At 65.3% G+C, this 20,528-nt stretch carries 16 protein-coding genes; 12 read left to right on the forward strand and 4 right to left on the reverse strand.

Features of this window, described 5'->3' with window-relative positions:
* Positions 1-11: 11 nt before the first annotated feature.
* Together xylB and AC1Q6Z_RS13180 are read right to left on the reverse strand one after the other, a co-directional pair.
* On the reverse strand, positions 12-1,538 hold the full coding sequence (gene xylB, locus AC1Q6Z_RS13175; RefSeq protein ID WP_492648142.1) for a xylulokinase: 1,527 nt from the start codon (positions 1,536-1,538) through the stop codon (positions 12-14).
* Between the two features lie 3 nt (positions 1,539-1,541).
* Positions 1,542-3,005, reverse strand: coding sequence for an aldehyde dehydrogenase family protein (locus AC1Q6Z_RS13180; RefSeq protein WP_492648143.1), 1,464 nt, complete (start codon positions 3,003-3,005; stop codon positions 1,542-1,544).
* A 288-nt stretch (positions 3,006-3,293) separates the two neighbouring features.
* Here AC1Q6Z_RS13180 and AC1Q6Z_RS13185 point away from each other — a divergent pair, with 288 nt between their 5' ends.
* The 5 genes from AC1Q6Z_RS13185 to AC1Q6Z_RS13205 all read left to right on the forward strand — a co-directional run bounded on the left by AC1Q6Z_RS13185 (position 3,294) and on the right by AC1Q6Z_RS13205 (position 9,700).
* A complete protein-coding gene (locus AC1Q6Z_RS13185; protein ID WP_492648144.1) occupies positions 3,294-4,439 on the forward strand; it encodes a fumarylacetoacetate hydrolase family protein in 1,146 nt (381 codons plus the stop codon).
* A complete protein-coding gene (locus AC1Q6Z_RS13190; protein ID WP_492648145.1) occupies positions 4,439-5,377 on the forward strand; it encodes a C-terminal binding protein in 939 nt (312 codons plus the stop codon). Before AC1Q6Z_RS13185 ends, AC1Q6Z_RS13190 begins: the two co-directional genes overlap by 1 nt.
* 11 nt (positions 5,378-5,388) lie before the next feature.
* Positions 5,389-6,150, forward strand: a complete 762-nt coding sequence (locus tag AC1Q6Z_RS13195; protein WP_492648146.1) for an SDR family NAD(P)-dependent oxidoreductase — start codon at positions 5,389-5,391, stop codon at positions 6,148-6,150.
* A 101-nt stretch (positions 6,151-6,251) separates the two neighbouring features.
* Positions 6,252-8,246 (forward strand): transketolase, encoded by a 1,995-nt coding sequence (tkt, locus tag AC1Q6Z_RS13200; protein ID WP_492648147.1) that lies wholly within the window; start codon positions 6,252-6,254, stop codon positions 8,244-8,246.
* Positions 8,247-8,266: 20 nt separating this feature from the next.
* Positions 8,267-9,700, forward strand: coding sequence for a xylulokinase (locus AC1Q6Z_RS13205; RefSeq protein ID WP_492648148.1), 1,434 nt, complete (start codon positions 8,267-8,269; stop codon positions 9,698-9,700).
* A 3-nt stretch (positions 9,701-9,703) separates the two neighbouring features.
* On the opposite strand, the gene AC1Q6Z_RS13210 is transcribed toward AC1Q6Z_RS13205, so the two are convergent.
* The gene (locus tag AC1Q6Z_RS13210) at positions 9,704-10,438 is read right to left on the reverse strand and encodes a GntR family transcriptional regulator (protein WP_435265598.1); all 735 of its coding nucleotides are present in this window, start codon (positions 10,436-10,438) and stop codon (positions 9,704-9,706) included.
* Positions 10,439-10,665: 227 nt separating this feature from the next.
* Between AC1Q6Z_RS13210 and deoC the strand changes: the two genes are divergently transcribed.
* The 7 genes from deoC to AC1Q6Z_RS13245 all read left to right on the forward strand — a co-directional run bounded on the left by deoC (position 10,666) and on the right by AC1Q6Z_RS13245 (position 19,702).
* Positions 10,666-11,667 carry a deoxyribose-phosphate aldolase gene (gene deoC / locus AC1Q6Z_RS13215; protein ID WP_492648348.1) on the forward strand — a complete coding sequence of 334 codons (1,002 nt, stop codon included), beginning with the start codon at positions 10,666-10,668 and terminating at the stop codon, positions 11,665-11,667.
* A gap of 23 nt (positions 11,668-11,690) precedes the next feature.
* Positions 11,691-14,066, forward strand: a complete 2,376-nt coding sequence (locus AC1Q6Z_RS13220; protein ID WP_492648149.1) for an aldehyde dehydrogenase family protein — start codon at positions 11,691-11,693, stop codon at positions 14,064-14,066.
* Positions 14,067-14,235: 169 nt separating this feature from the next.
* Positions 14,236-15,006: an SDR family NAD(P)-dependent oxidoreductase gene (locus AC1Q6Z_RS13225; protein ID WP_492648150.1), complete on the forward strand. Its 771-nt coding sequence runs from the start codon at positions 14,236-14,238 to the stop codon at positions 15,004-15,006.
* A gap of 78 nt (positions 15,007-15,084) precedes the next feature.
* The gene (locus tag AC1Q6Z_RS13230; protein ID WP_435265596.1) at positions 15,085-16,050 is read left to right on the forward strand and encodes a substrate-binding domain-containing protein; all 966 of its coding nucleotides are present in this window, start codon (positions 15,085-15,087) and stop codon (positions 16,048-16,050) included.
* A 54-nt stretch (positions 16,051-16,104) separates the two neighbouring features.
* Positions 16,105-17,610, forward strand: a complete 1,506-nt coding sequence (locus AC1Q6Z_RS13235; RefSeq protein ID WP_492648151.1) for a sugar ABC transporter ATP-binding protein — start codon at positions 16,105-16,107, stop codon at positions 17,608-17,610.
* Positions 17,607-18,599 (forward strand): ABC transporter permease, encoded by a 993-nt coding sequence (locus tag AC1Q6Z_RS13240; RefSeq protein ID WP_256116633.1) that lies wholly within the window; start codon positions 17,607-17,609, stop codon positions 18,597-18,599. The genes AC1Q6Z_RS13235 and AC1Q6Z_RS13240 overlap by 4 nt, the downstream gene beginning before the upstream one ends.
* Positions 18,600-18,613: 14 nt before the next feature.
* Positions 18,614-19,702: a glycerol dehydrogenase gene (locus AC1Q6Z_RS13245; RefSeq protein WP_492648152.1), complete on the forward strand. Its 1,089-nt coding sequence runs from the start codon at positions 18,614-18,616 to the stop codon at positions 19,700-19,702.
* Between the two features lie 65 nt (positions 19,703-19,767).
* On the opposite strand, the gene AC1Q6Z_RS13250 is transcribed toward AC1Q6Z_RS13245, so the two are convergent.
* The gene (locus AC1Q6Z_RS13250) at positions 19,768-20,526 is read right to left on the reverse strand and encodes an SDR family NAD(P)-dependent oxidoreductase (RefSeq protein WP_492648153.1); all 759 of its coding nucleotides are present in this window, start codon (positions 20,524-20,526) and stop codon (positions 19,768-19,770) included.
* Between the last annotated feature and the right edge of the window lie 2 nt (positions 20,527-20,528).

The raw sequence follows: 20,528 nt of genomic DNA on the forward strand, positions 1-20,528 counted from the left end.
CGCTGCTGCCCTCATGTCTGGATGTCGTCGAACGCGCGCGACAGCGCGTGCAGATTGTCGCGCAGCGCCGGATAAAGCGCCTGATAGACCGCAAAGCCGGGGCTCAGCCGCGCCCGGCCTGCCGCGTCCGCCGCCTCGCGGGTAAGGGGACGGCACAGTGCCGCCGCCCGTTCCGGCGTTTCGTAAAGGCCGATGCCGAGGCCCGCCACCAGGGCGGCGCCAAAGGCTGCCCCTTCCGCCGCCCCTTGCGTCGTCACCACGTCGCAGCCGAAGAGATCGGCCTGCATCTGCCGCCACAACACCGAGCGGGCGCCGCCGCCGGAGGCCTTGACGACGCTGGCCTCGATGCCCGCCTCGCGCATCACGGTGAAGATGTCGTAGAGCGCGAAGGCAACGCCCTCCATCACGGCGCGCGCCATGTCGGATGGGCCGTGCAGCCCGGTCAGGCCGATGAAGGCGCCGCGCGCATCGGGATCGGAATGCGGCGCGCGTTCGCCGTTGAGATAGGGCAGGAAGACGAGGCCGCGGCTGCCGGCCTGGCTTTCGGCCGCCGCGGCGGCGATGTCGTCATAGCTCCAGTCGCGGCCGGCGGCGAAACCACGCAGCAGGCGCTGGAACCAGCTCATGGCGAAACCGGCATTCAGCGTCACGCCCATGGCATGCCATTTGCCCGGTGCGACATTGCAGAATACCTGCAAGCGGCTGCCGGGATTGTCGATCGGCCGGTCGAGCGCCGAGGCGACGATGCCGGCTGTGCCGATCGTCGTCTGCACGTCGCCGGGCGCAATGACGCCCGAGCCGATGGTCTGGATGACGCTGTCGCCACCGCCGCCGACCACGGGAATGCCCTCGGCGAGCCCAAACAGTTCCGCGCCCGAGCGGCTGACGCGACCGGTGATCTCCGGCGATTCATGACAGGGCGCAAACAGGCTGGCATCGATATCGAGCTTTTCCATCAGCGAGAAGCTCCAGGCGCGGGCGCGCACGTCGAACAGGCCGGTGCCGGAGGCGTCCGACACTTCCGTCGCCTTTTCGCCGGTCAGCACCAGCCGAAGGTAATCCTTGGGGTTGAGCACCTGCTTCAGCCGCCAGAACAGGTCCGGCTCATGGTTGCGCATCCAGGCGATCTTGCCGCCGGTATAACCGAGCAGCATGCGGTTATTGGTATAGCCTCGCAGCGCCGCCTCTCCGCCGGCCCTTTCCGTCAGCGCCGCACACTCCGCGCCGTTGCGCTGGTCGTTCCAGAGCAGCGCCGGGCGCAGCACGCGGTCGGCCTCATCGAGCGGCGTCAGCCCGTGCATCTGGCCGGAAAGGCCGATCGCGCGGATTTCGACGTCGCGATTGGCGGAAACCAGCTTGCCAACGGCCTGGCGCGTGCCTTCGATCCACAGCGCCGGGTCCTGCTCCGTCCAGCCGGGGCGCGGCTGGGCGAGGTCGTAGGTCGAGGTCTCGCTGCCGATCAGCGCGCCGTCGGTCGCGAGCAGCAGCGCCTTGCAGCCCGAGGTTCCGATATCGATCCCGAGGACGGCCTGCCGCATCGCTCAAAGCCCTTCCGGCTGGTCGAGGCGGATGCGGATATGCTTGAAATTGAAGTATTCCAGCATGCCCTCGCGACCGTGTTCATAGCCGACGCCGCTCTGCTTGCGCCCGCCATAGGGCGCGTTCATCACCCCGGCATCGACATTGTTGACGGCGACATTGCCGTAATCGAGCCGCCGCGACAGGTGGCGGATTTCGGCGGCATCCTGCGTGTAGAGATAGGAGGCGAGCCCGTAGGGCGTGTCGTTGGAGAGGTTGACTGCCTCCTCCAGCCGGTCGAACGGCATGACGCCGACGAGCGGCCCGAAGGTCTCCTCCGTCATCACCTTCATCGTGTGATCGCAATCGGCGACCACGGTCGGGCGGAAGAAATGACCCTTGGCAAAGGCCTCGCCCTGTGGCCGGTCGCCGCCGGCGGCAAGCCGCGCACCCTTGGCGAGCGCATCCTTCAGATGGTCGATGGTCTTGTTCAGCGGCTCGGCCGAGGCCATGGCGCCGATATCAGCATCCGGCTGCGTGAGACCGTTGGCGACGGTCAGCGCGTCGGCGGCTTTTGCCAGCCCGGCGACGAAGGCCTCATAGACCGGTCGTTCGACATAGATGCGGTTGATCGCGATGCAGATCTGACCGTTGTTGCGGAAGCTGCGCCGTGCGGCGCCCTTGATGGCGGCGGTAAGATCGGCCTTGGCGGTGACGATCATCGGGCAATTGCCGCCGAGTTCCAGTGACAGGCGCTTGATGCGCGGGCAGGTCTTCTGGATGTGCAGTCCGACGGCGGAGGAGCCCGTAAAGGCGATCTTGTCGATATCCGGATGCTCGACCAAAGCCTGGCCGACAACGGAGCCGGAGCCGGTAACGACATTGACCACACCCGCCGGGATCTTCGCCTCCTTCACCTTGGCGGCGATGGCGAGCGCGGTGAAGGGCGTCAGTTCCGCCGGCTTGATGACGATGGTGCAGCCGGCGGCCAGCGCGCCGCAGAGCTTCCAGCCGATCAGCTCCGCCGGATAATTCCACGGCGTGATGGCGCCGACGACGCCGATCGGCTCGCGCACCACATGGCTTTCGCTGTCGGTCGTGTCGTTCGGAATGATCTCGCCATGCACGCGAATGGCCTCTTCCGCATAGAAATGGCAGGCCTCGGCGAGCTTCAGGATCTCGCCGCGCGCCTCGTTGACCGGCTTGCCCTGTTCCAGCGTCATCACCTTCGCCATGGCATCGGCATCCGCGGCGATGACCTCGCCGAGACGATGCAGCGCAGCGGCGCGCCCCTTGGCGGGCGCTGCCGCCCAGTCCGGAAAGGCCTTGCGGGCGGCAGTGACGGCGGCGTCGATTTCCTCCTGGCTCGCGAGCGTTATGGAGCCGATCTCCTCCAGCGTCGCCGGATTTTCCACCGGGATCGGCCGGCCGCGCCCGGTCACAAAATCGCCGTCGATAAACAGTTTGCCGCTGAGCTGGTCGAGCATTGTACCCATCGTTCTTGCAGTGGTGTTCAAAGGCGTCTTCACGCCGGATGGCTGCAATATATAGTATCACTACGCATCCACAAGCCCTGCCATAGCCGGCAATTTCATTTTTGCGCCTGCGAAATCTCGTTGCAACGCAACAAGAAAATGGCATTAAATCATTGTCTTGTTGTCATATTTTGCACTTATGGCCGCTTCCCATCGCGGCGCTCATTTTCCCCGGTGTATTTTGGATTGACGAGAAAATGAAGTAATACTAGTAATGCCGCATCCCAAGGAGGACTTCTCATGACCATCGATTTTCCGAAGGCTGCGCGCCTGATCGGCCGCGTCTGGCGCCCTGAATTGGACGGGCCGTCCGTCGTCATCGTGCGCGATGGCATGCTGTTCGACGTCACGCAGGAGGTGCCGACCGTCGCCGATTTTCTCGACCGGGATTGCGTCGTGACCTTCGATGCGCTGACCGGCGAGCGGCTCGGCCCGGTCGAGGATTTCATCGCCAGCCCGGCGGAGATGGGCAATGGCGCGGCGCGCGCCTGCCTGCTCGCCCCGTGCGACCTCCAGGCGCTGAAGGCCTGCGGCGTCACCTTCGCGCGCAGCATGATCGAGCGCGTCATCGACGAGCGCACCGCCGGCGACCCGCAGCGCGCGGAAGAAATTCGCCAGCGCATCGGCGACCTGATCGGCGGCAGCCTGACCAATGTGCGCGCCGGCTCGGAAATGGCCGAGCATGTGCGCGGCGTGTTGCAGCGCGAGGGGCTGTGGTCGCAATATCTCGAAGTCGGCATCGGGCCGGATGCCGAGGTCTTCACCAAGTCGCAGCCGATGTCGTCCGTCGGTCACGGCGCGCTCGTCGGCGTCAACAAGATTTCGCGCTGGAACAATCCGGAGCCGGAAATCGTGCTCGCGGTCAACAGCCGCGGTGAGATCCGCGGTGCGACGCTCGGCAACGACGTCAACCTGCGCGATGTCGAGGGCCGCTCCGCCCTGCTGCTCGGCAAGGCGAAGGACAACAATGCCTCCTGCGCCATCGGCCCCTTCATCCGCCTGTTCGACGAAGGTTTCGGCATCGCTGATATCGAGAAGGCGGAACTCAGCATGTCGGTGCGCGGCGAAGACGGGTTCGAGCTCACCGGCCGCTCCAACATGGCCGAGATCAGCCGGGCGCCTGCCGAGCTGGTGCGCCAGACACTGTCGAGCCATCAATATCCGGACGGTTTCATGCTGTTTCTCGGCACCATGTTCGCGCCGACGCAGGATCGCGGTACGCCGGGCAGCGGCTTTACCCATCAGGAGGGCGACGTCGTGGAAATCTCCACGCCGCTGCTCGGCACGCTCGCCAACACCGTCACCTCCTGCGACAAGGCTGCCCCCTGGACCTTCGGCACGCGAGCGCTGATGCGCAATCTCGTACAGCGCGGAGTTTTTGGGTGATGCGCGTCGTCGTTACCGATTACGCCTTCGGAAATGTCGATCAGGAGCGCGCGGCCGCGACGGCGGTGGCGGCTGCCTTTTCCGAACACCAGTGCCGCAGCGAGGAGGAGACGGTCGATGCCGTGCGGGATGCCGATGTCGTCTTCAACAACTTCGCGCCGATGAACGAACGCACTATGGGCGTCATGGCCCGTGGCGCCACCGTCATCCGCTACGGCGTCGGCGTCGACAATGTCGACCTGGAGGCGGCGCGGCGGCTCGGCGTGCATGTCTGCAACGTGCCGGACTACGGCGTTGAGGAAGTCGCCGATCACGCCGCCGCCATGGCGCTTTCGCTGGCGCGCAAGCTCGGCCGCTACGACGCCGGCATCCGCGCCGGAGAATGGAAGATCGGCGCGATGGTCGATCATGTGCGATCGCTCGGCCAGTCGACCGTCGGGCTTGTCGGCTTCGGCCGCATCGCCCGCGCCTTCGCGCGCCGCATGCAGGCTTTTGGCGCGACGATCGTCGCCTATGACCCTTACGTTTCCGCCGCGGATGGCGCGACGATGCTGCCGCTCGACGATGTGATTGCGCAGGCCGATATCCTTTCGCTGCATGTGCCGCTGACGCCCGAGACCCGGCATATGATCGGCAAGGCCGAGATCGCCCGCATGCGCAGGGGCGCGATCCTGGTCAATGTCTCGCGCGGCGGGCTGGTCGATGAAGTGGCGCTCGCGGAAGCGCTTTCCAGCGGCCATCTGGGCGGCGCGGGGCTGGACGTGTTCGAGAAGGAACCGCTGCCGGCAGGGGTGCCGCTTCGCGATGCGCCCAACGCGATCTTCTCGCCCCATGCGGCCTTCTTTTCCGATGCCTCGGTCGAGCGGCTGCAACGGCTTGCGGCGGAAGAGGGTTTGCGGGCGCTGAAGGGCGAGCCGCTGCGCTGTGCCCTGACATGATGGAGACGCCGATGGCCTATCTGAAACAATTCGATCTCACCGGTCGCACCGCGCTGGTGACCGGCGCGGGACAGGGCATCGGCGCCGAATGCGCCGCAGCCCTTGCCGAGGCCGGCGCGCATGTCCATTGCACTGATCGCGACGACGCCCGCGCGGCGGAAACGGCAGAGCGGCTGAAAGCCGCCGGCTTCAACGCCGAGGCCCATGCGCTCGATGTCACCGATACGGCCGCCCTCGAAACGCTGGCGGCGAGGCTGCCGCCGCTCGATAGCCTGGTCTGCAATGCCGGCATCGTCACCAACACGCCCGCGGAGGAGATGAGCGATGACGAATGGGACCGGGTGATCTGCATCAATCTCACCGGCGTGTTCAAGACCTGCCGCGCCTTCGGCCGGCGAATGCTTGCCGCCGGGCGCGGCTCCATCGTCAATATCGGATCGATGTCCGGCACCATCGTCAACACGCCGCAGCCGCAGTGCCATTACAATGCCTCGAAGGCCGGCGTGCATCACCTGACACGCTCGCTTGCGGTCGAATGGGCCAAACGCGGCGTGCGTGTGAACGCGGTTGCGCCCACCTATATCGCCACCCCGCTGCTCGACAAGTTGAACGAACAGCCGGAACTCATTCGTCGCTGGCTGGACCTGACGCCGATGGAGCGCCTGGGCAAGCCCTCGGAAATCGCCTCGGTCGTCCTGTTCCTCGCCTCGGATGCCTCAAGCCTGATGACCGGCTCGATCGTGACGGCCGATGGCGGCTACACCGCGATCTGATCGCTTCTCGTCTCGAAGGCTGCAATCTCCAAGAATCTCTCTTGTCATGTTGTAAGTACAACATTATAGGATGAAGAGAAGATATCTGGAGGATGCCGCATATGTCCGAACGCCGTGAATTGGCGAACGCCATTCGTTTCTTGACCGTCGATGTCGTGCAGAAAGCGAATTCCGGGCACCCCGGAACCGCCATGGGCATGGCCGATATCGCGGAAGTGCTGTGGAACGATTTCCTGCGACACAATCCGGCCAATCCGAAATGGCTGAACCGCGACCGTTTCGTGCAGTCGAACGGCCATGGTTCGATGCTGACCTATTCGCTGCTGCATCTCGCCGGCTACGGGTTGACGGTCCAGGACCTGAAGGATCACCGCAAGCTGCATTCCAAGACGCCCGGCCATCCGGAATACGGCATCACGGCAGGTGTCGAGACGACGACAGGCCCGCTCGGCCAGGGCTTTGCGACAGCGGTCGGCATGGCGCTTGCGGAACGCAAGCTGGCGCAGGATTTCAACCGCGACGGTTTCCCCGTGGTCGATCACTTCACCTATGTCTTCGTCGGCGACGGCTGCCTGATGGAGGGCGTCGCGCAGGAGGCGGCCTCGCTTGCCGGCACGTTGAAGCTCAACAAGCTCATCGCCGTCTATGACGACAACAAGATTTCCATCGACGGCGAGACGCCCGGGTGGTTTGCCGATGACAGCGCGGCGCGGTTCCGCGCACTCGGCTGGAACGTCATCGCGGATGTGGACGGGCACGATGCCGCGGCCATCGCCGCCGCCTTTGCGGCCGCCCGCCGGTCTGAAGACAAGCCGACCATGATCTGCTGCAAGACGATCATCGGCTACGGTTCGCCGAACAAGCAGGGCAAGGAAGAGGTGCATGGCGCGCCGCTTGGCGTGGACGAGGTGGCGCGTACCCGCGAACATCTCGGCTGGACGCACGAGGCCTTCGTCGTGCCGGAACCCGTCATGCAGGCCTGGGACGCCCGTCCGCGCGGCGAGCGGGCGGAAGCCGAATGGAACACGCTCTTTGCGGCTTATAGGACGCACTATCCCGAGCTTGCGGCCGAACTGGAACGCCGCAGTGTGGGCAAGCTGCCGGACGGCATCGATGCTGTCGTGGCAGGCGAGGTGACGCGCATTCTCTCCGCCGCGCCCGTCAAGGAGCCCATCCGCAAGGCGTCCAACCGTGTTCTCGGCAACCTCCTGAAAAGCCTGCCCGAAGTGATCGGTGGTTCGGCCGACGTCTCGCTCTCCACGCTGGCCTGGACGGGTGCCGCCCGCTCCATCACGCCCGACGATTTTTCCGGCAACTTCCTGCATTACGGCGTGCGCGAATTCGGCATGTCGGCCATGATGAACGGTATGGCGGCCCATGGCGGCTTGATCCCCTACGGCGCCTGTTATCTCGTCTTCAGCGATTACAGCCGCAATGCCGTGCGCCTTGCCGCGCTGATGGGCCTCAAGGCGATCTTCCTCTACACGCACGATTCCATCGGCGTCGGCGAGGACGGGCCGACGCACCAGCCCTGCGAACAGCTTGTGGCCTTGCGCGCGATCCCCAACATGTCGCTGTGGCGGCCGGGCAGCGAGTTGGAGGCATTGGTGGCGTGGGAACACGCGCTGAAGCGGCAGGGGCCGAGCGTGGTGGTTGCCGCGCGGCAGGACGGCGGTGTCTTCAACCATTCGTCGGGCGATCTCGATGGCATCCGCAAGGGCGGTTATGTGTTGAAGGATACGACGGGCAAGCCGGACGTCGTTCTCGTGGCGACCGGTTCGGAACTTGGCCTCATCCTTGCTGCCGCGACCACACTCGAAGCGCAGGGTAAGGCAGTCCGCCTCGTCTCCATCCCCAACGGCAACCTCTTTGCGCGGGAAAGCCGGGACTACCAGAACCGCGTGCTTGCCTTCGGCACGCCAACGGTCTTTGTCGAGGCGGCATCGCCGCTTTACTGGTACCAGTTCCTCAAGGGGCCGGGTACGGTCGTCGGCGTCGATCGCTTCGGAGAATCGGCGCCGGGGCCGGAGATCTATCGCCTGATGGAGCTGACGGCTGAGCGGATCGTCTCCGAGGCCGAGCAACTGCTGCGTTAATCACAAGGGACGGGGAAGACATGTATCTCGGCATCGATCTAGGCACCGGTTCGGTCAAGGCCCTTCTGATCGACGACGGCGGCAAGGTCGTCGCCGAAGCCTCCCGTGTCTATCCTGTCTCCTCCCCCGTGCCGGGTTATGCCGAGACCGCACCGGCCGACTGGTGGGCGCAGACGGTGGCGGCCGTGCGCGCCTGCTGCGGAGGGCGCGGTAGCGAGGTCCGTGGGATCGGCCTGTCCGGCCAGGCCCACGGCCTCGTCGTCATGGGGGCGGATGCAAAGCCGCTTCGGCCCGCCATTCTCTGGGCAGACCAGCGGGCGACGGCCGAGATGGATGCGGTGCTCGCGCTGCCGGAAACGGTGCGCCGCCCGCTTGCCAATCCCGTCGTCAGCGGCATGGCCGGGCTTTCCCTGCTGTGGCTGCGGACAAACGAACCAGAGACGTATGCCGCGACCCGCCGCATCCTCTCTCCGAAGGATTGGCTGCGGCTCATCCTGACGGGCGAGACCGCGACGGAGCCCGCCGATGCGTCGATGACGCTGCTCTACGATGTCGGGGCCGACCGTTGGGCCACGGATTTCCTCGGTTCCCTGTCGCTCGATCCCGCAATCCTCGCGCCGGTGGTCGAATCCGATGCGGTGGCGGGCAGGCTGACGGCGGCGGCTGCGGCGGAACTCGGCCTTTCACCCGGCACGCCGGTGGCTGCGGGCCTTTCGGACACGGCCTCCTGCCTGTTCGGCATGGGGCAGGTAAAACCCGGCTCGACCATCCTCCAGGTCGGTTCCGGCATCCAGATCATGTCCGTGGTCGAGGCGATCGAGCCGCGGGTCCAGCCCTTCTACAACAGCTATCGCGGCATCGGTCGCAGCCTCTATTCCATGGCCGCCTTACAGAATGGCGGCACGGTGTTCGAATGGGCGCGCATGGTTCTGGGCGCCTCCTGGCCGGAAATGTACCGCGCCGGTTTCGAGGAGACTGAAGGAAACGGCGGCATCGTCTTCCTGCCCTATGTCACGGGCGAGCGCGCACCGCTGCTCGATCCGAATGCATCCGCCGCCTGGGCCTATATGCGCCTCGGTTGCACGCGAAACCAGCTTATCCGCTCGGTCTTCGAGGGCGTGGCGCTTGCGGTGCGCGACAGCTGGGATGCGATGCAGGGCATCGGCGTTTCGGCCGACCGCATCCTCCTGACCGGCGGGGGCAGCACCGATCCGCGCTGGCAGCAGATGCTGGCCGACATTCTCGAAATGCCGCTGGTGCCGGCCCACGATCTCGGCAATGCCACCATCGGTGCCGCCTATCTCGGCGGCATCGCCGCCGGCCATTGGCGTGGCCCGAACGATATTCCCTTTCCGGACGAGCTCGGCGCGCCCGTCGATCCCGAGCCGTTCGAGGGGTTGGACGATCTCCTCGCCCGTTTCCGCGCCACCTATCGCGGCCTCAAGCACATTTGACGCTTAGTAGGTCCGGTGCAGGTCGATGGTCAGCCGCGTGCGATCGGGGTGATGCCAGGACTCGTAATATTCGAGCACCTGCTTGTTCTGGTCATAGGTCACTTCGCGGTTGAACAGGACGTAGCTGTTCATCTCCACATGCAATTGCGCGGCGATCGCCTCTTCATTGATGCGGGCAAGCTCGACTTGGCGCTTGCCGGTCGTCGCCACCGCGTCATAGCGCTTGGCGAGATACTGGTAGAGCGAGACCTTCTCCAGTTCGTTCGATTGCAGCAGGTCGGGAAAGCGCGAATAGGGCAGGTAGTTGCGCACCACGAGGAAGACGACGCCGTCCGCATAACGCAGGCGCTCCAGGAAGATCGCGTCGTTTTCGCCGATTTCTTCGGCAATGTGGGCGGGCGGCTTTATGCGCTCCTGTTTCAGCACCCGGGTCGTCAGCTTGAAGCCGGCCTTGGCCATGCTTTCGAGCAGCGGATCGAGTTGCTGCACGAGTGCGATCGGCACCTTGCGTTCCAGCACGAAGGCGCCGCGGCCACGTTCCGTTTCGATGAGGTTGTCATGGGCGAGCGACTGGAGGGCCTGGCGGACGACGCTGCGCGACACGTCGTACTGCTCACAGAGTTCGCCTTCGGTCGGCAGTTTGCTGCCTGGCGGATAAGCGCCCGTCTCGATTGCGGCCCGCAGCGTTTCGGCAAGCTGGAAATAAAGCGGGATGGGTGAATTGCGTTCGATGCTCATGCGAATCTCTTCCTCCCGGACCGGGGTCGAACGACTTTGCCTGTTGTGCCCATGACATGACAAGCGGACATCTCGAAAAGCATTGCGTGACTTCATGGGCTGTTGACACCAGGAACGTAGTTTGATTATGTTGTCCGTACAACATTACAAACTGCTATCCTGATATAGCAGACTGTGCCGACGACATCAAATCCGGGAGTTGCAAGGTGGGTGCGAGTGAAGCTGTCATCGAGGGTGTATCGGCGTTGCGCGCCGTCACCAAGGCGCGCAATTCAGGCCCGCATCCGTCCAATCCCGGCGTGGCCTTTTCGATAGATCCGGTCGAGGCTGTGCGCGTCAATCTCTCGGCCGCCGAACGCCGTGTTGCCTCGCTCGCCGGCCGTCGCACCGTCAAGAAGGAATGGCAGGCCGCCTGGCTCGTGCGGGCGATCGAGTGCATCGACCTTACCACGCTGAGTGGCGACGACACGGAAGGCCGCGTGCGGCGCCTCTGCGCCAAGGCGCGGCAACCGCTGCGCGAGGACCTTCAGGAAGCGCTCGGCCTTGCGAACCGCCGCGTGACCACCGGCGCTATCTGCGTCTATCACCGTTTCGTGGCCACCGCCGTCGATGCCCTCAAGGGCAGCGGCATTCCGGTCGCGGCCGTGTCTACCGGCTTTCCGGCTGGTCTCTCGCCCTTCGAGACGCGTTTGAAGGAAATCGAGGCATCCGTTGCCGATGGTGCCGCCGAGATCGACATCGTCATCACCCGCGAGCATGTGCTGCGCGGCAACTGGCAGGCGCTCTACGACGAGGTGAAGGCTTTCAAGAAAGCCTGCGGCCCGGCGCATATGAAGGCCATTCTAGCGACCGGCGACCTCCAGACGCTGCGCAACGTCTCGCGCGCCTCCTGGGTCGCAATGATGGCGGGATCCGATTTCATCAAGACCTCCACGGGCAAGGAAGGCGTCAATGCCACGTTGCCGGTGACGCTGATCATGCTGCGCGCCATCCGCGACTATCGCGAGATGACCGGCCATGTGGTCGGCTACAAGCCGGCCGGCGGCATTTCCACCGCCAAGGATGCCATGGCCTATCTCGCGCTGATGAAGGAGGAGCTCGGCAATGACTGGCTTCAGCCGAACCTCTTCCGCTTCGGCGCCTCCTCGCTGCTCGCCGATATCGAGCGCCAGCTCGAACATTATGTCACCGGCCGTTACGCGGCCTTCAGCCACCACGCCATGGCCTGACGGCGGGCGAGGGGAGAATAGAAATGTCGATTGCAGAGATTCTTGACACGATGAGCTACGGCCCGGCCCCCGAAAGCGACAAGGAAGCGCGCGCCTGGATCAAGACGCTGGGCGGCGAAACGAAGCTGTTCATCGGCGGCGCCTGGAAGAAGGCGAAGACCGGCGAAAGTTTCGAGACAACCGCACCGGGTTCGGGCGAGGTTCTGGTGCGCATCGCCCAGGCCGGCGCCGCCGATGTCGATACCGCCGTCAAGGCTGCGGCCAAGGCGCAGCCGGCCTGGGCCGCACTTCCCGGCCACCAGCGCGCCCGTTTTCTCTATGCGCTAGCGCGCCTTATCCAGCGCCACAGCCGCCTGTTTTCCGTGGTGGAAACGCTCGACAACGGCAAGCCGATCCGCGAAACCCGCGACATCGACATCCCGCTTGTCGCCCGCCACTTCTACCACCATGCCGGCTGGGCGCAGCTCATGGATGGCGAGCTTGCCGACCGCGAGGCGCTCGGCGTCTGCGGGCAAATCATCCCGTGGAATTTCCCGCTGCTGATGCTCGCCTGGAAGATCGCGCCGGCCATCGCGCTCGGCAACACGGTCGTGCTGAAGCCCGCCGAATATACCTCGCTCACGGCTCTTCTCTTCGCCGAAATGTGCCAGAAGGCCGGCCTGCCGGAGGGCGTTGTCAACATCATCACCGGCGATGGCGCGACGGGCGAGGAGATCGTCAAGCACCCCGGCATTGCCAAGATCGCCTTCACCGGCTCGACCGAAGTCGGCCGCCGCATTCGCGAGGCGACTGCCGGCACCGGCAAGAGCCTGACGCTGGAACTCGGCGGCAAGTCGCCCTTCATCGTCTTCGACGATGCCGATCTCGACGCGGCTGTCGAAGGCGTGGTCGATGCCATCTGGTTCAACCAGGGCCAGGTCTGCTGCGCCGGTTCGCGCCTGCTGGTGCAGGAAAGCATCCACGATCGTTTCATCGCCAAGCTCAAGGCGCGTATGGAGACGCTGCGCGTCGGCGATCCGCTCGACAAGGTCATCGATATCGGCGCCATCGTGCACCCGGTGCAACTGGAGCGCATCCGCTCGCTGGTCGAGGCGGGCGTCAAGGAGGGCGCGACGCTGCACCAGCCGAAGGCCGGCGTTCCAGGCAAGGGTTGCTTCTATCCGCCGACGCTGCTGACCGGCGTGCATCCGGCCTCGACGGTCTCGCGGGTGGAAATCTTCGGGCCCGTGCTCGTCGCCACGACGTTCCGCACGCCCTCCGAGGCCGTGGAGCTCGCCAATAACACGGAATACGGCCTCGCCGCCTCCATCTGGAGCGAGACCCTGTCGCTCGCCCTCGACATCGCGCCGAAACTGAAATGCGGCGTCGTCTGGGTGAACGGCACCAACATGTTCGATGCCGGCGTCGGTTTCGGCGGCTACAAGGAATCCGGCTTCGGCCGCGAGGGCGGTCGCGAAGGGCTTTCTGCCTATAGTCGGCCGAAATGGCTCGCCAAGGCGAAGGCGATCGTCGAGAAGCCGGCGGCACAAGCGACCGGCGACGTGCTCTCCACCGGCTTCGTCGATCGCACGGCGAAGTTCTATGTCGGCGGCAAGCAGGCCCGGCCCGACGGCGGCTACTCGCGCGCCATCGTCTCGCCCTCCGGCGCGCTTGTCGGCGAAGTCGGCGAGGGCAACCGCAAGGACATCCGCAACGCCGTGGAAGCCGCCCGCAAGGCGACATCCTGGAGCGCCGCGAGCGAGCATAACCGCGCGCAGATTCTCTACTACATCGCCGAGAACCTCGATGCCCGTGCCGGCGAGTTCGCCGACCGCCTCGCCGCCATGACCGGCCAGCGCCGGCAGGATACGATGCGCGAGGTTTCCGCCAGCGTATCGCGCCTGTTCTCCTACGGCGCCTGGGCCGACAAATATGAGGGCGCCGTGCACAAGCCGCCGATGCGCGGCGTGGCGCTCGCCATGAACGAGCCCGTCGGCACGCTCGGCATCATTTGCCCGGAAGAGCCCGGCCTGCTCGGCTTCGTCTCCACCTTCGCACCGGCAATCGCACTCGGCAACCGCGTCGTCGTCGTGCCGTCGGCCAGCCAGGCGCTCGCCGCCACCGACTTCTACCAGGTGCTGGAGACATCCGACGTGCCGGACGGCGTGGTCAACATCGTGACGGGCGACCGGGATGCGCTGGCGCTCGACCTCGCCAAGCACGAGGAAGTCGACGGCATCTGGTATTTCGGCACCGCTGCCACGGCCGGCGCCATCGAGAAGGCGTCCTCCGGCAACCTCAAGCAGGTCTGGACCGAACAGGTGCAGCGCGACTGGTTCGATGCGCGCCAGGGCGAGGGCCGGGAGTTCCTCGCGCGCGCCACGCAGGTGAAGAATATCTGGGTGCCTTACGGCGAGTAAGGCACGCAAGAACGGCGGGCCACCCCGGCCCGCCTGAGAAAATGCCGGGTGGCCGCGATGGCCTCCCGCATCGATTTCGAAGACCGACGGTTCGCAGCCGAGGGCAGCGCTTTTGCGCGCCCACCCTTTCGTGCGGCCGGAGATCAGGCATTTTAGACGGAGGAAAGACGTGTATCTCGAACGTTTCAGGCTCGACGGCGAACTGGCAGTCATCACGGGGGGAGGGCGCGGCATCGGGCTTGCGAGCGCCGATGCGCTGGGCGAGGCCGGCGCACGGCTCGCCCTCATCGAGCGCGATCCCGCTCTTCTGGAAGAGGCGCGAGCGACCCTTCAGGCCAAGGGCTACGACGTTTCCGTGCATGAGGGCGACGTCACCGATGCCAAGCGCATGCAGGCGATCGCCGACGAACTGGCCGCCAAGGGCGGCGCCTCCATCCTCGTCAACAATGCGGGCATTGCGCTGAGCGACGTTCCCGCCGAGGACATGGAAGACGAGCGCTGGCTCAAGGTCATCGATGTCAATCTCAACGGTGTCTACTGGTGCTCGCGCTCGTTCGGCCGGCACATGCTGGACGCCGGCCGCGGGGCGATCGTCAATGTCGGCTCCATGTCGGGCTTCATAGTCAACCGGCCGCAGCCGCAGGCGCATTACAACGCCTCGAAGGCCGCCGTGCATCACCTGACCAAGTCGCTCGCCGCCGAATGGGCGCCGCGCGGTGTGCGCGTCAATGCAGTGGCGCCCACCTATATCGAAACGCCGCTCAACGCGCTCGTCGAGAACAACCGGCCCATGTTCGATCGCTGGATCGATTCCACGCCCATGGCGCGCATGGGCAAGGACCACGAGGTCGCAAGCGTGATCCTCTTCCTGTCCTCCCAGGCAGCCAGCCTGATGACCGGATCGATCGTGCTTGTGGATGGAGGATACACGCTCTGGTGACCGCATCCCGTGCCGGGTGCCGCACCACATCGTGTTTGCCGCAATAGCATGCAAACAAGTCAACTAGGAGGAGTTACCATGACCACTATCAAGACGCTTCTGGCAGGGTCCGTCGCCCTGTTCTGCCTCACCTCTGCCGCCATGGCGGCGGATTGCAAGGTGGGCCTCACCATGCCCTCGCTCAACGCGCCCTACTTCGCCGCGCAGGTCGCTGCCGTCGAGAAGGCCGCCAAGGATGCGGGCTGCGAAATCACCACGGCGGATAGCCAGAGCGATTTCTCCAAGCAGATCAACGATGTGGAAGACATGATCGCCAAGGGCATCAACATCCTCATCATCAACCCGCGTGACCAGGAAGCGCTCGTGCCGGTCGTCAATGCGGCAACCGCCGCCGGCGTCAAGGTCGTGGCCATGGACTCGACGCTCAATCCGAAGGCCAATTTCATCTCGCAGGTACGCTCTTCCAGCGACGAGAACGGCCGCCTGGTCGGCGACTGGATCGCCAAGACGATGAAGGGCACGCCGATCAAGATGATCCTGCTGTCCGGCAACCAGGGCAATCCTGGCGGGCTTGAGCGCCGGATGGGCGTCATCAAGGGCATTACCGAAGCGCAGCTCGTCAACGAAGGCGCGGTCAACCTGCAGATCCTCGGCCAGGGCTGGGGTGACTGGGCGACGGACGGCGGCCTGAAGGCGGCGGAAGACCTGTTCCAGGCCCATCCGGACGCCAACCTCGTCGTCGGCGAGAACGACTCCATGGTGCTCGGCGCCGTGCAGGCGGCCAAGGCCGCCGGCCTCGACAAGATCCTCTTCGCCGCCGCTGCCGATGGACAGCGCGAGGCGCTGGCGATGATCAAGGACGGCGCCTACGGCGCGACGGGCCTCAACGATCCGGACCTCGTCGGCCGCACCGCCTTCGATGTCGCCTACAAGGCGTTGAAGGGCGAACTGCCGTCGGACTTCCCGAAGGAGTATTTCACGCCCGCAGACGTGATCTCCAAGGACAATGTCGACAAGTATTACAAGCCCGATTCTGTATTCTAAATCGACAGCAAGAGAAGGATGCACCGGTCGCCGGTGCATCCTTTTGGGAGCCCAATGACAGAACTTGTCAGTCTATCCGGTATCCGGAAGAACTATGCCGGCGTGCAGGCGCTGAAGGGCGTGGATTTCGACCTGAAGGCCGGCGAAGTGCATGCGCTGGTCGGCGAAAACGGCGCGGGCAAATCCACGCTGATGCGCGTGCTCGGCGGCGAGACGCCCCCGACCTCTGGCACGGTGAGCCTATACGGCGAGACGGTACAACTTTCCGGGCCGCGGGATGCGACGAGCCGCGGCGTGTCCGTCATCCACCAGGAACTGGCGCTGGCGCCGGACCTGACGGTTGCCGAAAACATCTTTCTCGGGCGCCTGCCGGGCTTCGTCAATCACGGCGCGCTGCGCAAGGCGGCACGCGATATCCTCGATCACCTCGGCTTTGCGATCGACCCCGCCGTGCAGGCCGGCCGTCTGACGGTCGCCCACCAGCAGGTGGTCGAGATCGCCAAGGCGCTGTCCAACAAGGCGCGCATCATCGTCTTCGACGAACCGACCGCCGTGCTCGCCAACAGCGATGCCGAGCGGCTGCTCGCGATCATCCGCGAGCTGCGCGCCGGCGGCACCGGCGTCGTCTACATCTCGCACCGCCTGAACGAGGTCTTCGACCTCTCCGACCGCATCACGGTGATGAAGGACGGCTCCCATGTCGAGACACTGGAGACCGCCGCGACCGATGTCGACGCGGTGATAGCCCGCATGGTCGGCCGCCAGATGTCCGCGCTGTTTCCGCCCAAGGACGGGCGTATGCCCGGCAAGGTGGTCGTCGACGTGCGCAACGTTACCCGCGGGCGCAAGGTCCGCGATGTCAGCTTTTCCGTCCGCGCGGGCGAGGTCGTCGGCCTCGGCGGGCTCGTCGGCTCCGGCCGCACGGAGGTCGCGCGCCTCGTCTTCGGCGCCGACAGGATGGATTCGGGCACGGTCGAGCTGAACGGCAAGCCGCTGCACCTTTCCTCGCCGCGCGATGCGGTGCGCGCCCAGATCGGCCTCGTTCCGGAAGACCGCAAGGAACATGGCGTCATCCTCGATGCGCCGATCCGCATCAACACGACACTCGCCAAGATCCGCAGCATCACCCGTTTCGGCATCCTGAACGTCACCAAGGAGAGGCAGGTCGCAACGGCGCTCGGTGCCGAGATGCGCCTCAAGGCTTCGAGCGTCGATGCACCGGTTTCGAGCCTTTCGGGCGGCAACCAGCAGAAGGTGGCGCTTGCCAAGTGGTTCCACGCCGATTGCGACCTGCTCATTCTCGACGAGCCGACGCGCGGCGTCGATGTCGGCGCGAAAAGCGAAATCTACAATTTGATCAACGACCTGGCCAAAGCCGGCAAGGCGGTTCTCGTCATTTCGTCCGAACACCAGGAGCTGTTCGGCATTTGCGACCGCATTCTCGTGATGGCGGAAGGTGCCATCGTGGGCGAGCTCGCCGAAGGCGCGTTCACCGAGCAGCAGCTTTTGACGCTGGCAATGACCCAGTCGGCCAGGAACAGGGATGAGGCAAGCCTATGACCACTACACCCGCAAGCGCCGCTGCGCCGTCGTCGCTTACGCCCCGCATTCTGGAGGCCGTCCGCCACTACGGCACGCTCGGCATCTTCCTGGTGCTGGTGATCGTCGCGTCGCTCTGGTCCGATGCGTTCCTGACAGAGCGCAACCTGATGAATGTCGTGCGCCAGGTCGCCTCCGGCGCCGGCATCATGGCCGTCGGCATGCTCTTCGTCGTGCTGACGCGGGGCATCGACCTTTCGGTCGGTTCGATCGCGGCGGTCGGCTCCGTGCTCTGCGCCCATCTTATCGCCGCGCAGGGGTTCAGCGTTCCGCTGGCGATCCTGCTCGTCATCGCGACCGGGGCGGCCTGCGGCGTGGTCACCGGTTTCTTCGTCGCCTATATGCGGCTGCCGTCCTTCGTCATCTCGCTCGCCATGATGGCGATCGCGCGCGGCATTTCGCTGATCGTCAGCGCCGGCCGGCCGATCACGATGGGAGAGCCCGGTGCGTCGCTGGTCGATTTCGGCAGCGGCTTCTTCCTCGGCATCCCGCAGCCGGCGATCCTGATGCTGCTGATCTACGCCATCGGCGCCGCGGTGCTCACCTATACGAGCTTCGGCCGCATCGTCACCGCCATCGGCTCCAACGAAGAGGCCGTGCGGCTCTCCGGCGTGCCGGTCGAGCGCTACGTGCTATCGGTCTATGTCATCAGCGGCGCATTGGCGGCCGTTGCAGGCATCGTGGCGGCCGGGCGCACGGGCATCGGCACGCCGCAGGTCGGCGTCGGCGCGGAGCTCGATGTCATCGCAGCCGTGGTCATCGGCGGGGCGAGCCTGATGGGCGGACGCGGCAACATGTTCAACACGCTGCTCGGCGCGCTGATCCTCGGTATCATCACCAACATCATGAACCTTGCCGGCGTGCCGGGCTATCACCAGAACGTCTATCTCGGACTGATCATCATCCTGGCGATGCTCATCCAGTACGTCACCGCCCGGTCGCGCCGCTAAATTCGGAGAACAGCATGTCCCGTTCCTTCGGCAGCCCCAGCCGCTACATCCAGCGCCGCGGTGAAATCGCGCGCCTCGGCGAACACCTGGCGCCGCTTGGCCGCAAGCCGCTCGTCCTCATCGATGCCTTCCTCTTCGAGCGGTACGCGGAAACGCTCGGCGCAAGCCTGAAGGACGGCTTCGGCGCCCGCTTCGAAAAATTCGGCGGCGAGTGCAGCGACCGCGAGATTGCCCGCGTGACGGCGATTGCGGCTGAACATGGCGCGGATGTCGTCGTCGGCATCGGCGGCGGCAAGACGCTCGACACCGCCAAGATGGCCGCGCACCGGACCAATGCCCGCATGCTGGCCGTGCCCACCATCGCCTCCACCGATGCGCCGACAAGCGCCGTGGTGGTCGTCTATTCCGATGAGGGCGTCTTGCAGGAGGCGCACAACCTGCCGCGCAATCCCGATCTCGTGCTGGTCGATCCGGAGGTCATCGTCGCGGCACCCGTGCGCTTCCTCGTCGCCGGCATGGGGGATGCGCTCTCCACCTGGTACGAGGCGCGCGCCAATATCGAGGCCGGCACGTTCAACTACATTTCCGGCGGTTTCCCGGCCACCCGCGCCGCCATCGCCATTGCCCGCGAATGCCATGCGGTGATCATGGAACAGGCGGTGAAGGCCAAGCTTGCGGTGGAAGCCGGCGTCGTAACACAGGCCGTAGAGGATATCATCGAGGCGAACACGCTTCTTTCCGGCCTCGGCTTCGAGAATTGCGGCGTCTCCGCCGCGCACGGCATCCATGATGCGCTGACCGTGCTGCCGGAAATCCATGGGCTCCTGCATGGCGAAAAGGTCGCCTTCGGCGTGCTCTGCCTGCTCGTCTTGGAAAACCGCCCGCAAAGCGAGATCGACGAGACGCTCCGCTTCTGCCGCACCCTCGGCCTGCCGACGACGCTGGCGGACCTGAACATCACAGAGGATGTGTCGGCCAAGGTGCGCCGGGTCGCCGAAGCCGCCGTTAAGGGCAACATCACGCACGCCACCCGTGCGCCGGTGGGCGTGCAGGAGATCGAAGCGGCCATCCTCGCCGCCGACGCCCTCGGACGGGCCGCCTGAACGCTTTCATACTGCAAATTAAATCGAAACCCCGGCCAAGAGGCCGGGGTTTCTTATTTGAAGCTTTAGAATCCGCCGACGACGAAACCGCCATCGACCGGCAGGTCCGCGCCGGTGATGAAGACGGCGGCGGGGGAGGCGAGGAAGAGCGCAGTGCCGACGAGGTCGTCCACGGTGCCCCAGCGCTTCAGCGCCGAACGCTGTGCGATCTTTTCCGCCGGCACCGGGTCGGTCCACAGCCCCTTGGTCATGTCGGTCTTGTGGTAGCCGGGGGAGATCGCGTTGACGCGGATGCCGTCGGGGCCGAAAGCATGGGCGAGGTGGCGGGTGAGGCCGAGCACGCCGGACTTGCTGGCGCCATAGGCCGGCACGAGCGGATCGCTGACATAGCTGAGCATGGAAGCCGTGTTGAGGATGACGCCCTTCGAGGCCTTGAGCAGCGGCAGCACGGCCATGGCGAAGCGCATCTGGCTGTTCAGGTTGACGTCCATCACCTCCATATAGGTGTCGTCCTCGAACTCGGCTTCGGGACGGGCGATGCCTGCGCCGTTGACGAGAACGTCGAGCTTGGAAAGCGTCTTTGCAAATGCCTTGATGGCCTCCGGGTCGCGCACGTCGACGCGCTCGAAGCGGATGCCCTTGTTCTCCGGGTCGGCTGCCGCCGCCTTCAGCTTCGTCTCCGAACTGCCGAGTGCCACGACCGAACCGCCGAGCTGGGCAAAACCCTGGGCAATGGCAAGGCCGATGCCGGACGAGCCGCCGGTGACCAGGATGTCCTTGCCGGCAAACAGGTCCGGGCGAAACGTGTCGATGATGTCCTTCATGA

This window comes from Shinella sp. GW835-FHT14H05, from assembly GCF_058793575.1.